Genomic DNA, 14,031 nt, shown 5'->3' on the forward strand with positions numbered 1-14,031 from the left:
CTAATAACCACGCTCTACGGGAGATTTCCGGTTGGCGCACCATTGAGACCAGCCTCCCACAAAATGCTGTGGAATCTGCAAACCTGCTTCTTCCATCGCGGCAATAACCTGCGCCGAGTGATTACCAGACCCGGAGTAAATAATCATTTTTTGGGTGGGAGTCTCAGGTCCAATTCCTGCTTCCGCGAAACGCTGCCGAATTTCTTCCGGGCTTCGGTGGGTAAAATCTTCGCGCAACACATCCCGGTTCGGGATATTGATGGCCCCTGGAATATGGCCGGCTTTAAGATCTAAAACCTCGCGTTCCCCAGCAAAACGCTCCGGTTCACGGGTATCAATAAGAATGACATCATCGGCTGCTTCTTGAACATCAGCCATGGTAGCTACGGGCATTTGACCAGGGTTAATCCTCACTGTGCAGGATTGGGCTAAATTACCTGGCCCGCCAAGAACCTTATGCCCCTGACGGAACCATTCGGCTAAGCCTCCATCCAGGATCCGGACCTCGCGCAACCCTGCCCACCGCAGGATCCACCAGGCACGAGCCGCAAAAAGCCCGCGACCCTCGTCATAAACCACAATGGGGCGGTCGATTCTGATCCCCCAGCGCTGAAAAGCGTGCATCACGATGTCTGGGTCCGGGAGCGGATTGCGTCCGTCGGCAGAACCTGGAACACCGGCAAGTGCCGTTTGAGGATCACAGAACAAGGCCGTCGGAATATGTTCTGAACTGAACTTCCGGTACCCGGCGTTTTCTTCGGGTCGCCAATAACATCCCAAAAGGGTGCCGCCGCGGCCTTGGTAGACCGCGCCGGCAAGATCCGCAACAGACACAAAATTGCTCATGCGCCCGATCTTAAAGGTGACTACCCTCGCTCGCCAGGCGTGACGTCTAAGCGTTCACCCCCATCGGCCAGATCAACGTTGACCACATCACCGTCTTTGATCTTCCCGGCGAGGAGCTCGCGAGCCAGAGTGTCGCCGATTGCTTGCTGAATTAATCGGCGCAGCGGACGGGCCCCATAGGCAGGATCATAACCACGGTCCCCTAACCACGAACGCGCTGCATCAGAGACATGGAGAGTGAGGCGACGTGCGGACAGACGTCGGGCCAATTGGGCCACCTGGATATCGACAATATGGGTGAGCTGTTCGTGGCTGAGCGCGTCGAAAGTTACTACGTCATCAAGACGGTTAATAAACTCCGGCTTGAAGGCGTGCTTGACGGCCTCCATGATCTGGTCCTTCGTGCCACCGGCACCCAGGTTCGAGGTCAGAATCAAGATGGTATTGCGGAAATCTACCGTCCTGCCCTGACCATCGGTGAGGCGACCATCGTCAAGGACTTGCAATAGGACATCAAAAATATCCGGATGGGCTTTTTCCACCTCGTCAAAGAGAACCACGGTGTAGGGGCGACGACGAACCGCCTCAGTAAGCTGACCGCCAGCATCATAGCCGACGTATCCGGGGGGTGCTCCCACCAATCGGGCCACAGAGTGCTTCTCTGAATATTCCGACATGTCAATTCTCACCATGGCGCGTTCATCATCAAAGAGGAACTCCGCCAAGGCCTTAGCCAGCTCAGTTTTACCCACGCCGGTGGGTCCAAGGAACAGGAAAGAACCCGTGGGCCGGTTGGGATCAGCCACCCCGGCGCGGGACCGTCGCACGGCATCCGATACTGCGCGCACGGCATCTTCCTGACCAACCACTCTTTTCGCCAGTTCAGACTCCATATTCAGCAGCTTCTCTGTTTCACCTTGCAGCATTTTTCCTGCCGGGATCCCAGTCCACGCAGAAACAACCTCAGCAATGGTGTCTGGGGTGACCTCCTCAGAAAGCATGGCATTGTTCTGACCAGATTCCACCTGGCTTTCCGCCGCCGCAACCTCCTTTTCTAGCTCCGGGATCTTGCCATAGCGCAGCTCCGCAACTTTGCCATAGTCACCCTCGCGCTCAGCTATCTCAGATTCCTGACGCAGTTTTTCCAACTGCTCCTTTGCTTCCCGAACCCGGTCAATAGCCTTTTTCTCATTGGACCACCGAGCCTTCAGCTCCGCGAGTTTTTCCCGTTCATCGGCTAACTCGCTCTGCAACTTAGCGAGTCGCTCCTGAGAGGCAATATCGCTTTCTTTGCTCAGCGCTACTTCTTCAATCTCGAGTCGGCGGACAACCCGCTCGAGGGCGTCAATCTCTTGCGGCGAAGAGTCAATTTCCATCCGCAAGCGGCTAGCTGCTTCATCCACCAAGTCAATAGCCTTATCCGGCAAGAATCGGCTGGTGATGTAGCGGTCGGACAGCGTAGCGGCAGCTACCAGCGCGGAGTCTTGAATCCGCACCCCGTGATGAACCTCATAGCGTTCCTTTAAGCCCCGCAAAATACCGACGGCGTCTTCTACACTGGGTTCTCCCACATAGACCTGCTGGAAACGTCGCTCTAACGCAGCGTCTTTTTCAATGTACTTTCGGTACTCATCAAGGGTAGTTGCACCCACCAGGCGTAATTCTCCCCGCGCTAGGAGAGGCTTAATCATATTGCCGGCATCCATCGCAGAGTCACCGGTGGCACCAGCACCCACAATGGTGTGCAGCTCATCAATAAAGGTAATGATCTGCCCATTAGCGTTCTTGATTTCATCAAGAACTGCTTTAAGCCGTTCCTCAAATTCCCCGCGGTACTTCGCCCCGGCCACCATAGAGCCTAGGTCCAAAGAAATCAGGGTTTTGCCCCGCAAGGATTCCGGAACATCCCCGGCCACGATGCGTCGCGCCAAACCTTCCACAATGGCGGTTTTCCCCACCCCAGGCTCACCAATGAGCACCGGGTTGTTTTTCGTCCGACGACTAAGCACCTGCACCACCCGCCGGATCTCAGCATCCCGGCCGATGACTGGATCAATGTCCCCATTCCTCGCTCGCTGAGTAAGGTCAGTGGAATACTTTTCCAAAGCCTGGAATTGCCCTTCCGGGTCCTGAGTTGTCACTTTTTGGTTGCCCCGCACCGAAGGGAAAGCACCAGTAATAGCCTCATAGCTAATGCCATAGCGTTTCAGCAGATCAGCAGCATCCGAGGTGCCCCGAGCAATACCCGCGAGCAAAACCTCAGTCGATACATATTCATCACCTAACTCCCCGGCCAGCTCTTGAGCAGCTGTCAACGCATTGAGCGCATCCCGATTGAATTGCGGATTGGCCATATTGGCCCCTTCCGCCTTGGGATAGGAATTCACCAGATCTCGAGCACCCGCTAATACCACCTTGGGGTCTGTTCCGGTGGCCTTAATAACGGGAGCCGCAACCCCCTCTGGCTGATCCAAAATAGCTGCCAATAAATGGGCCGGACGAATATCCGGATTTCCCGCAGCACTCGCCGCCTGAAGTGCGGCCTGTAGGGCTTCTTGGGTCTTAGTAGTGGGATTAAAAGAGCTCATTATTCTGGTTCCTTCCTGGATTTATTTATGCAGTCACTCCTTATAACGCACCAGAAGTTGAGTCTGTTCCGCTCAAGGCAACTTTTTTTGAGTCTCCTCCACTCAGGTTTCCTTAAACTTTATCCCACCAGGTGAAACATCTGCTCGCTAATCAAATTCAGCGAACTTTTGAGCCCAGGCAGAACGCACCGGATCAGCATCCGCCAACAATAAATCAAAACGATCATTAGCGATATTGACAATCTCCGTCAACGCCACCCGGTGCTCCTGCTCATCGGAATTACTGAGCCTCCGCACGCCTTCTTCAATCACCCTGTCAATGGTGTCATCTGTGGCAAGATAAGCCACAAAAGGCATAGCAAAACGGTCGCGATACGCAGCGCTTACCTCAACGAGGCGATCTCGTTGCACATCATCTAATTCACCCAAACCCAATGATCCTCTGGCGTGGCCCAATGCCGGATCTGAATCCTCATCCGCAAGAATGAGTGTTGCCATGTCCGGATAATCATGGATCAGCTCCTCACGCTGCTCCGGGGTGGCAGTAAGTACCGCTACCTGAACGGCTTCTCTGAGCTCACCGACATTTTCGAAGGGACGGTGCTCCCAGGCAATAGCTAAGGGCCAGGTGTGTTCATTGAATAAGGAGCGCAAAGTATCCGTAAATTCTGCCTGATCCATGCGGTTAATCTCCGCCAAACTCACCGCCTGCCCGTGGCGTCGCGCTACTGCGGCATCACGATCTCGTTGACCTAGGTGGTGGAATAAAAGATTCAGCACAATGGCGGTAATTGCCCCGGTGGACATTCCGGAGGAGACAAAAATCCGCGCCCAGGATGGTAAAACCTCAGCGATTTCTGGTTTGAAAGTCACGAGCATTGCCAGGCCCAGGGCACTGGTTACAATCACAGCATTGCGGTTATCAGTCATGTCAGCCTTAGCAATGGTTTGTAATCCCACCCAGGCGACATTGGCAAAAAGCATCAGAGAGGCAGCTCCTAAGACCGGGGCCGGAATAGAAGCAACTACTGCGCCAGCTTTGGGGAGAAGCCCCAAAATAATCATGAAACCAGCGGCCGCCGTGGCTACCCAGCGTGATTTCACCCCAGTTATGCGGACCAAACCTACGTTTTGCGCAAAGCAGGTATAGGGGAAGGAGTTCATGACTCCGCCGAGCACCGTGGATACGCCGTCAGCTCGCAGCGCCCGGGCTACATCATCACGACGGATCCGTCGTTTCACGATCTCTCCCGTGGCGAAGACGTCACCGGTGGTTTCTACCATGGTGATGGCCATAACGATGATGAGGGAGATACAGGCAGCCAGGTTGAATTCCGGGAAACCAAAGTAGAAGGGGGTAGTGATTCCCAAGGGTGCGGCGGTGGCTACTTCGTGGAGACTTGCGTCCCCGAAGAAAAGCGCCACTGTAGTACCAACCACCAGACCAATGAGCACTGCCAGGGTCCCTAGGAAACCTTGGAAGAATCGTTGCACCAGCACAATGATGACTAGGGTCATGCCGGCGTAAGCAATATCTTTTCCGACTGGAGTGCTTTCCGCATAGTTAACAAAGTCATTGGCCGATACTGCCAGCAAAGAAGTGCCCATGACTAGCAATACTGACCCGGTAACAACGGGTGGAAAGAACTTCAGAAGCTTGGTGAAGACTGGCGTGGCGAAGAAGGTGAACAGGCCTGAGACAATGACTGCACCATAAATCGTGGGCAAGGATTCTACGCCGCCTCGGCCGTCGGTCACTCCCAATCCCACGGCAATAATGGGGGCGACGGCAGTGGTGGTAACCCCCTGCACAATGGGTAGTCGAACCCCGATGTGCCTACCGATGCCCACCGACTGAATGATGGTAGCGATCCCGCAGGTCAACAGGTCAGCGTTGATGAGATGGATAGTTGTCGCCGTATCCAATTTCAGCGATGAGGCAATAAGCAACGGGACAATCACCGCTCCGGCATAGAAGGCCAAAACGTGTTGCAGGCCCAGAGCGGCAAGTTTCGGTGGAGAAGGCACCCGATCCACCGGGTGCCGCGAATCAATGGTGCTGGGGGATGTAGTCACCCCGTTAGTTTCCCTCATTGCTATTGCCTGGTGCAACGAGGGGTAACCACGGTCTAGGCAGCCTTTTTACTTCCGTCCCTTGACGGTAGCCACTTCAACACCACGGGAGCCGCAAGCACCACCACGGCGATGAGAGTGGATGCTATCCCCAGTCCCAATTCCATGTGAGCGATCACTGCTATCGGCGCAATGACAGTCATGCCGATTTCAAAGGGGGCATAGGCTACATAGGCCACGCCATATTCATTTAGCGTGCCTGATTTCATCTTCGGGTCAACGATTTTGAGCAACGCAATTCCGGTTGCTACCGCAGCGGTGGCCCATCCCCAACCGAATATGGCTCGTTCTAACCATTGCGGGGCAAAGAAATAGGGCGCGATAACGAAGAAGAAGAATATGCAGTAGGCTGTGCCGGCGATAAATAGCACCAGCAGCGGAATCCAGTAGTCTGCGACGGCCGAAGGAACAATAGAGGCAATACCGAATGCGATGAGGTAATCAGTGGCGGCACCAGAAACGGAGTTGATGGTGTCGGTATCCAGGTACTTGGGTTTCCCGGCGAGTTTCAGTGCCAGTTTTCCGAATAGTCCCACCACAAACGCCATAGCAAAAAGCGGAATGGATACCGAGGGGAAATGGCTGCTGATGAGCTTATTGAGCAGGTAGGCGACCATGACGGTGAAAGCCACCACCCCCACGTGTAAAGCCACCGGCTCCAAGGCAGAGGGATTGGTGGTGGCTTTACCGATGCTAGGACGCGCGCCTTCATCGTCGATGTATCCGCTACGCAGTTCCCACGGCAGTTTCTCTGGCATTGCCGCTGCGCGTTTGGTGCGAATACCCCAGTTCGCGAAAATGATGCCGCCCACCACTGCGGCAAGAGTACCTACCGTTGCCGAGGTGAAACCGAGAGAGCTAGCAGCCTGGGCTCCTGCGGCTTCAACCGAGGAACCGACGGCCGCAGCGGTGCCGAAGCCACCCACATAGCCCACCGGGAGCATCATTCCGAACCAGTCCTCAGTGCCCCAGATCGGTTTGAAGACGAAAATACCTAATAAGATGAAAACACCCCATTGGCCGACGAACATACCGGTGGAGTATGACCACATGGTTTTTGCGCCGGTGCGAACCGAGGGGGTGAGGTTCATGGAATACGCCATGGAGGCAAAAACCACGGCGATGAGGATGGAAGTGTAGGTTCCGATGTGTTGGGAGAAGCCGATGAGCCCGAGGACTTCCGGGCCGAGGACGAGGCCCAATAGTCCTGCGGTGATCGGGGAGGGAATAAGGAGGGTTTGAAAGAAAGGAATCCGCCGCCGAAGGACATTGCCCACCACCATGAGGACGGAAATCCAGCCGACATCGATTAAGAGGGAATAGGGAGTATATTCCACGTCAACAATCACGCCCTTTCAGAAAAAACCTATTATGTAGCTCACAAATAACAAAGTTATTTTACTGTATTTCTCATAAGCCTCCTAATAAAAAATCTTTGGGATTTTCCCCTCTCACAGGCACAATGGTGTGGTGACTTCCGATGAACAACAGCCGCTCAAAGACGTCGCTGAACAGCTCCGGGCCCGTGCCAATGAGTTCAACCACGCGGCTCATGAGTTGTTCTTCCCCCGCGCACCCCAAGCCCGGACTCTGTTCCCGCGGACTTCTCGCCGCCATGAGGGCCTGGTCGCTACCCTCGCCGACGTACTAGATCGTTCCACCACCACTATTCCACCCCACGTCCGCGAATACTTGGCCGGTCACGGTCGCCGGCACCGCCGACATGGTTTCCCGCCCGAGGCTTATTCAGATTTCGCTCATGCCTTAGTGGAAGCGCTTCATCGAAATGTACTCGACGCCAACCTGGCTCCCGGACGGCTTGCCCAAGGAGCCGATATCTTAAGGCAGGCGTGTCAGGTGATGGCTGATGCTGCTGCCGAAGCGGATTACGCTGGAGTTCCTCCGGCGTGGGCCGCTACCGTCGTTGATACTGAAAAACGCAGCCGCCGGTTAAGCGTGATTCGCCTGGAAAGCGGGATGCCTTTTTCCTATCTCCCCGGACAACATCTTCCAGTAAGCACAGATTATTTAGCGGGCACCTGGAAAATGCTCTCCCCTGCTGTACCTGCCACTGAGTCCGGCCAGGTGGAGTTCCACATTCTTTCACCTGGTAAAGGACGCCCCGGCGCGCTTTTAGCTCACGCTCGAAAAGGAGACTTGTGGACCTTGGGGGCAGCCGAAGGGCACCTGTGCCTGGGCCCATCTCTAGCCCCCGGAAACCGCCGAGATTTATTGCTGCTTGCTGCGGGGACTGGCTTAGCCCCCTTGCGTGCCATGGTTCTGGGTTTGTTGGAAGAGGACAATCCTCCGTCGGTGGATATAGTTCACGTCGCCCAGTACCCCGGTGAACTTTATGATGTGGTGTTCTTCGAAAATCTCGCGACCGCTCTTCCGTGGTTTCGGTTCCACCTTGCCACTCAGGAAGAAGCTGATCCCTGGTGGCTTCATTCCGCTATCACTCCCCCCGCTTCTGTCCCCTTAATGCACGCCGCTAACCTGGGCGAATACGCGCTGAGTTTAGGAGAGTGGAGCGGGCGTGAGGTGTATCTGGCCGGTCCTGCCCGGGAAATCTACCCGGCAGCTAGTTCGCTGTATCGCAGTACCCAGAATTTTGCGGATATTACCTATGAAGCATGGTAAATTCCTGGGCTGCATCAAGCACAGGGATACTCTTTCGGATTTCGGCAACTTCATCAAAGTCAAGATCCGCGATGATGATCTCTTCTTCATAACCCGCTTCCTGAAGACGAGTACCCGTCGGGCTAACTATGCAGGAATGCCCAATTCCCGTGGGCCCGGATTCCTCACCTGCCTTGGCATTACCGCCAGGCCGGGCTTGGCCTGCGGCCACCAAGAAACTAGTAGAATCCAGCGCTCGCGCTGCCGTAAGCAGCCTCCATTGTTCCAGTTTTCCTTTCCCATCAGCCCAGCTAGTAGGCATACAAATGAGATCGGCCCCGGCACGGGCTAAAGCCCGGAATTGCTCCGGGAAACGGACATCAAAACACACTGCTAACCCAATGCGCGCTCCCTCAAAATCCACGGTTAGCAATGTCTCACCGGGTTTCACGGTATCGGATTCCCGGTATTTAAAAGCATCATAAGTATGTATTTTTTGATACCCGGTATGGATACCCGGCCCCGTCACCAACGCAGTGTTATAGACCCGATTAATATCTCCCACCTGATCTGCAGGATTAAAGACTCCGCCAATAATTAAAATATTGAGCTTTTCTGCTAATTCCTTAAGACGGGAACAAAACTCGCCATCAAGATCTTCGGCCTGAGTATCCAGCCGCCCTGAATCAAATGCCTGGCTCAGCGCTTCCGGACAAACCACAACTTTCGCCCCCTGAGCAGCAGCTCGCTCTATATAGTCACTAGCTTTAGCGAGGTTATCTTCCTTATTGGCACTAGTTGTAATTTGAATCGCCGCGATCTTCATGTTCTTCACCATACCGGTGAAAAACTCCGAAATTCTAGTGCCGCTTTTACTCAACGACAGCTATGAGGTCTCCCCGTAGCCAGGTTTTGTTGAGGTATTCACCAAACGTCGTGCTGTGCCCACCGTAGTAGCAGATAAATGACCCATGACCAAAAGTTATGTCGACTCACGTGGAACGCGGGTTGGCTGAGCTACCCTGCCCTCCCCCCTTTCCCCCTTATTCTTCTTAGCTCTTCCTTCGCTGCGCTAGTTCAGCCCCTGTGGAAAACAAAAGTTTTCCACAACCTCCAAGGTTCGACGCCCCCTCGCAGGCAGTTTTTCGCTTTAATTTTGGCCATGAACCTTATCCACTATCATCCACATCTTCGTCACCTGCTATCGCTTATTCTCCTCCACCGCCCCACCGTGGGAGCTGAATCTATCTCCATAGAGCATTTCCCGAAAACCAGTGCGGCTCTTGCTGACACCCTGGAACTTTTAGATCGGCAATTAGCGCAGATCTCCACGTCGTTATCCCACCACCACAACCAGGTACAGCATTTCTGTTCCCAACTAGAAGCAGAAGATAGCGCTACTGCACAGGCTCTAGGAGGTCATCATGAGTAGCGCTGCACTAAGTACTCTGGCGGCTCGCCTGGGCCACTCCAAAGAACAGCTAGATTACAACACTTACTCGATCATGCAGGCCTGGACCACTGCTCTTAGCCCCCATCAGGGTTTAGGTTTCACGTCAGCTTTAGCTCTCGCTCACGGATATAGCCAGGGTTTTAAGGACGTCTCTACCACGCTAAAAAATATTTCCACCATTCTCGAAACCGCCGCAGAACTAGAGCGCCCTGTGGAACAAGCTCGCTTTTTTGCCCTGAGTCTTTGGAGCATTAGCCCTGCCGCCAGCATGATTCTTCACCAGCTCCATACCATGACCGCGGTTCTAGATCTCTACTGTGCACAGTATATTTCCGAACTCTGCACGCCGGCCGCCCCTCCCCCACGGCGTCGTTTTTCCGATAGTTCACAGCTCAGCGCAGAAGAAATTCATCACCTCAACCTCGCACACGCCCCAGATCACGTTCGTACCCTCGTAACCAATAATCCTGATGTCACCCTCCTGGAAGTCGGCGACAACACCATGGTCCTAGCCTTAGGAGATATTGACTCTGCCGAGTCCATCACCACTCTTGTTGCCGGAGTGGGGTCTTCGGATCCTCAATCCTGGGAGCGCCAACTCACCCGGCTACGCCATATTCATGCTGGCCCTAATACCGCCAGTGTTCTCTGGCTGGGGTATCAAGCCCCCAGTTCTCTGGCCCACGGCGCAGCTGCCCATGCAGCGAAAACAGCTGCACCGCAGCTCTCCGAATTTCAAGCTACTTTAGCCCACCGTTCCCCTGCTCAACGCCGGGTAGTGGTGGGCTATAGCTATGGTTCGGTGGTCGCCGGCACAGCAGCTACCCAATCCCCTGGTCTTTCTACCGACGCCGTGGTATTCGTCGGCAGCCCAGGAATACCTGCACACCATGCCCAGGATCTAGGTATCCCCGAGGTATATGCCGTGACCGGAACCCGCGATGACATTGCGTGGACCTCAGGTTGGGCCTCTGGGATCCACGGAATTAGCCCGGCGTCACCATTTTTCGGAGCGCAACTGTGGCCCTCTCATTCCGACCATTCTTCCTACTTCGAAGATCCGGATTTTCAAGATCGTCTAAAAAAGGTGACTACCGGGGATAGTAGCTAGAACAACCCGGTGGGGTTTTCATCATAAGAAACCAGCATGTTCTTTACCTCTTGATAATGGTTCAGCATCATGAGGTGAGTTTCTCGGCCAATACCTGATTCCTTGTATCCACCAAAGGCAGCGTGTGCAGGATAGTTGTGGTATTGATTCACCCAGACGCGTCCGGCGTGGATTTCTCGAGCCGCCCGATAGGCGGTATTGCCGTGTCGTGACCACACGCCAGCGCCCAAACCATAGTTGGTGTCGTTGGCGATCTGAATGGCTTCCTCAAAACTGGAGAATGTTGCTACTGATAGCACCGGGCCAAAGATTTCTTCCCGGAAGATTCGCATATCATTGGTGCCTTTAAATACCGTCGGCTCAATGTAGAAACCGTTTTCTAGACCTTCGATCTTATTGACATGACCGCCGGTAAGAGTAGTGGCTCCTTCCTCAGGACCAATAGAGAGGTACGAGGTGATCTTATCCATTTGCTCCTGGGACGCCTGGGCACCCATCATTGTTTCAGTATCAAGCGGATGCCCAATCTTGATTTGCTCCACGCGTTTGGTGCCTAATTCAAGGAATTCATCCGCGATGGATTCATGGATTAATGCGCGTGATGGGCAGGTACATACCTCTCCTTGATTCAGCGCAAACATAGTGAAACCTTCCACTGCTTTCTCCAGGAAGGAGTCATGGTGCTCAGTAACATCCTGGAAGAAGATAGAAGGCGATTTTCCACCGAGCTCCAACGTAACCGGAATAATCTTATCCGCCGCAGCCTTATTGATAATTTTTCCGACTTCCGTGGACCCAGTAAAGGCCACCTTAGCCAGTCGATCAGATCCACTAATAGCAGCCCCGGCTTCATCACCAAGGCCATTGACAATATTAAGAACACCATCCGGAATCAGATCCCCGATGATGTTAATGAGATAAAGAACCGATGCTGGTGTTTGTTCGGCAGGCTTAAGAACAATGGTGTCCCCGGCAGCCATAGCCGGGGCAATCTTCCATGCCGCCATCAAGATAGGGAAGTTCCACGGGATGATCTGTCCTACTACTCCTAATGGCTCATAGAAGTGATAGGCCACCGTGTTGTGGTCAATCTGAGACATGCGCCCTTCCTGGGTGCGCACTGCCCCAGCAAAATATCGGAAATGATCAATGGCTAAGGGAATATCTGCAGCAAGGGTTTCTCGTACGGCTTTCCCATTTTCCCAGGTTTCCGCCACCGCAAGTTCTTCGAGGTGTTCTTCCATCCGATCAGCAATATGGTGCAAAATTAATGCGCGTTCCGCTGCCGCCATTCTCCCCCACGCAGGTGCGGCTGCTTCCGCAGCATCAATAGCCTTATCTACATCGGCGGCAGAGGAGCGAGCCACCTGGCAGAACACTTCCCCGGTCACGGGACTGATGTTGTCCATATAGCGGCCGTCTACGGGCGGCACCCATTGTCCACCGATGTAGTTGTCGTAGCGCTTGTCATAGTTAACAATGGAACCTTCGGTGCCGGGGTTAGCATATTTAGTCACGAGGAATTCCTCCATCCTCAGCAGTAGGGTTAGTGATGTGGCCCACACTACCAACGGATGAAGTTTTGTGTCACCTAATGATGTCGTCGCCGCCGAGTCGGCTCCCACATCACAATGGCCGTTGACCGCGGTACATGCACGATTTCTCCTCGCGGCCGTTGTGGTCCCTGTCGATGAAGACGCTCGTTTTCGTCCCTTAGCCGCTCGTTTTCTTTCTTCAGTTCCTCGTTTTCTTCGGCTAATTCAATGATGGCTTTAATTCCGGCGAGGTTGACGCCATCTTCCTGGCTAAGCCGCTGAATTTTGCGGAGCATATCTACATCACGGCGGGAGTAGCGTCGTCCCCCTCCAGATGTTCGCATCGGAGTTACTAACCCTAAACGGTCGTAGGCCCGCAACGTTTGGGCATGCATACCAGCTAACTCAGCAGCTACTGAGATGACAAAAACCTCACCCAGATCTTCTTGGCGCCCTGGTTTTTTAGCCATAAGCGTGGTTCACCACCTTTCAGGAGCGCCCAGCCCACCCGGCCCGGGGATCGAAACCGGAGTCTCGTTCCGCCTGCGCATAGGTTCGCAGGGCACTGGTTGCTCTGACATCCAGGTTCTTAGGTACTTGTACTTGCACCACAACCAAGAGGTCACCGGAACTTCCGTCACGGCGACGGACTCCGCGACCTCGCACCCGCAGTGTCCGTCCATCCGGCGTACCTGCTGGCACCTTTACTCGTACGGGATTATCCAAAGTTGGCACGGTGATGGTGTCACCAAGAGCTAATTCGGCATAAGATACCGGGACAATTACCTCGAGGTCATCACCATGGCGAGTAAATACCTCATCCTCTCGGACGTGGACGGTGACAAAGAGGTCACCAGCCGGTTTACCATTGGGTCCGGCTTCTCCTTTGCCCGCCAATCGCACCTTTTGCCCATCGACGACTCCGGCGGGAATGCGGACGGTTATGCTGCGGGTGCGTCGTACCGTTCCGCTGCCATCGCAATGTACACACGGATCAATAATGACTTGCCCGGTGCCACCGCATTTTTGACAGGGCGCGGAGAACCCAAAGGCGCCGCGGTCCTCGGAGACAAAACCGCTTCCCTTGCATTCCGCACAGCTGCTGGGGTTACCAGACGCGGAACCAGAACCGTGGCACTGGCTGCAGGGGGCTTCTCCGGTGATCTGCAAGGTGATGGTGGCGCCTTTGGCTGCTTCTCTGAAGTCGAGCGTTATTTCCGTCTCGACGTCCGCCCCCCGCGACGGCCGAGCTGAGTGGCGAGCACTACTGCCACCGTTGAAAAAGCCACTGAAGATATCCCCAAAGCCGCTGTCCGAAGTATATCTTCCACCTTGTCGCGCTCCGGTTGTTCCGCCGAAGATGTCTTCCATCGAGAAGCCTTCTTGCGTCGTGCGAAACCCGCCCGGAAATCCGGAACCACCTCCCCGGCCAAATCCGCCAAATCCGCCAGAGCGAAGCATGGCTTTAAGCTCGTCATATTCTTTCCGCTTCTTTTTGTCACCGATCACGTCATAGGCTTCGGCGGCTTTCTTGAAGCGTTCCTCAGCGGTTTTATCTCCCGGATTGGCATCCGGGTGGTTGGCCCGAGCGATCTTCCGATACGCCTTTTTAATTTCTTCTTCGCTCGCGGACGAGGAGACCCCCAGGTCCGCGTAGTAGTCCTTATCTGCCCATTCCTGCTGCGTCACTGGGCATCTCCTCCTCCCTTGTCGTGTTGAAAAAGGCGCCGAAGCTTCCCGCGATTT

11 protein-coding genes are annotated in these 14,031 nt (G+C 54.4%); 3 read left to right on the forward strand and 8 right to left on the reverse strand.

Features of this window, described 5'->3' with window-relative positions; translation table 11 throughout:
• From GP475_RS11145 to GP475_RS11160, 4 genes are all read right to left on the reverse strand, one after another.
• Positions 1 to 846 (reverse strand): sulfurtransferase, encoded by an 846-nt coding sequence (locus GP475_RS11145; RefSeq protein WP_187974435.1) that lies wholly within the window; start codon positions 844 to 846, stop codon positions 1 to 3.
• Positions 847 to 866: 20 nt separating this feature from the next.
• Complete coding sequence (clpB, locus tag GP475_RS11150; protein WP_187974436.1) at positions 867 to 3,434, reverse strand: ATP-dependent chaperone ClpB; 2,568 nt, start codon at positions 3,432 to 3,434, stop codon at positions 867 to 869.
• Between the two features lie 147 nt (positions 3,435 to 3,581).
• Positions 3,582 to 5,528, reverse strand: a complete 1,947-nt coding sequence (locus GP475_RS11155; RefSeq protein ID WP_187974437.1) for a solute carrier family 23 protein — start codon at positions 5,526 to 5,528, stop codon at positions 3,582 to 3,584.
• 35 nt (positions 5,529 to 5,563) lie between these two features.
• Complete coding sequence (locus GP475_RS11160; RefSeq protein WP_187974438.1) at positions 5,564 to 6,904, reverse strand: sodium/glutamate symporter; 1,341 nt, start codon at positions 6,902 to 6,904, stop codon at positions 5,564 to 5,566.
• 133 nt (positions 6,905 to 7,037) lie between these two features.
• Between GP475_RS11160 and GP475_RS11165 the strand changes: the two genes are divergently transcribed.
• Positions 7,038 to 8,207, forward strand: a complete 1,170-nt coding sequence (locus tag GP475_RS11165) for a ferredoxin reductase domain-containing protein (protein WP_187974439.1) — start codon at positions 7,038 to 7,040, stop codon at positions 8,205 to 8,207.
• Here the strand turns inward: GP475_RS11165 and GP475_RS11170 are convergent.
• Positions 8,188 to 9,012 carry a carbon-nitrogen hydrolase family protein gene (locus GP475_RS11170; protein ID WP_187974440.1) on the reverse strand — a complete coding sequence of 275 codons (825 nt, stop codon included), beginning with the start codon at positions 9,010 to 9,012 and terminating at the stop codon, positions 8,188 to 8,190. The genes GP475_RS11165 and GP475_RS11170 overlap by 20 nt on opposite strands.
• A gap of 336 nt (positions 9,013 to 9,348) precedes the next feature.
• On the opposite strand from GP475_RS11170, the gene GP475_RS11175 reads away from it, so the two are divergent.
• Together GP475_RS11175 and GP475_RS11180 are read left to right on the forward strand one after the other, a co-directional pair.
• On the forward strand, positions 9,349 to 9,618 hold the full coding sequence (locus GP475_RS11175) for a hypothetical protein (RefSeq protein ID WP_187974441.1): 270 nt from the start codon (positions 9,349 to 9,351) through the stop codon (positions 9,616 to 9,618).
• The gene (locus GP475_RS11180) at positions 9,611 to 10,750 is read left to right on the forward strand and encodes an alpha/beta hydrolase (RefSeq protein ID WP_187974442.1); all 1,140 of its coding nucleotides are present in this window, start codon (positions 9,611 to 9,613) and stop codon (positions 10,748 to 10,750) included. The genes GP475_RS11175 and GP475_RS11180 overlap by 8 nt, the downstream gene beginning before the upstream one ends.
• Here GP475_RS11180 and exaC read toward each other — a convergent pair.
• The 3 genes from exaC to dnaJ all read right to left on the reverse strand — a co-directional run bounded on the left by exaC (position 10,747) and on the right by dnaJ (position 13,974).
• A complete protein-coding gene (gene exaC / locus GP475_RS11185; protein ID WP_187974443.1) occupies positions 10,747 to 12,267 on the reverse strand; it encodes an acetaldehyde dehydrogenase ExaC in 1,521 nt (506 codons plus the stop codon). The genes GP475_RS11180 and exaC overlap by 4 nt on opposite strands.
• Before the next feature lie 74 nt (positions 12,268 to 12,341).
• Positions 12,342 to 12,755 carry a heat shock protein transcriptional repressor HspR gene (locus GP475_RS11190; protein WP_187974444.1) on the reverse strand — a complete coding sequence of 138 codons (414 nt, stop codon included), beginning with the start codon at positions 12,753 to 12,755 and terminating at the stop codon, positions 12,342 to 12,344.
• A gap of 19 nt (positions 12,756 to 12,774) precedes the next feature.
• Positions 12,775 to 13,974, reverse strand: a complete 1,200-nt coding sequence (gene dnaJ, locus GP475_RS11195) for a molecular chaperone DnaJ (RefSeq protein ID WP_187974445.1) — start codon at positions 13,972 to 13,974, stop codon at positions 12,775 to 12,777.
• Between the last annotated feature and the right edge of the window lie 57 nt (positions 13,975 to 14,031).

The organism is Corynebacterium poyangense, assembly GCF_014522205.1.
GTDB classification, from domain to species: Bacteria; Actinomycetota; Actinomycetes; order Mycobacteriales; family Mycobacteriaceae; genus Corynebacterium; species Corynebacterium poyangense.

What these genes read in the sequence shown, in the direction of transcription:
- GP475_RS11170 (WP_187974440.1), bottom strand. Translation starts at nt 9,012, where the DNA reads ATGAAGATCGCGGCGATTCAAATTACAACTAGTGCCAATAAGGAAGAT.
- GP475_RS11145 (WP_187974435.1), bottom strand. Translation starts at nt 846, where the DNA reads ATGAGCAATTTTGTGTCTGTTGCGGATCTTGCCGGCGCGGTCTACCAA.
- GP475_RS11175 (WP_187974441.1), top strand. Translation starts at nt 9,349, where the DNA reads ATGAACCTTATCCACTATCATCCACATCTTCGTCACCTGCTATCGCTT.
- GP475_RS11190 (WP_187974444.1), bottom strand. Translation starts at nt 12,755, where the DNA reads ATGGCTAAAAAACCAGGGCGCCAAGAAGATCTGGGTGAGGTTTTTGTC.
- GP475_RS11180 (WP_187974442.1), top strand. Translation starts at nt 9,611, where the DNA reads ATGAGTAGCGCTGCACTAAGTACTCTGGCGGCTCGCCTGGGCCACTCC.
- GP475_RS11155 (WP_187974437.1), bottom strand. Translation starts at nt 5,528, where the DNA reads ATGAGGGAAACTAACGGGGTGACTACATCCCCCAGCACCATTGATTCG.
- clpB (WP_187974436.1), bottom strand. Translation starts at nt 3,434, where the DNA reads ATGAGCTCTTTTAATCCCACTACTAAGACCCAAGAAGCCCTACAGGCC.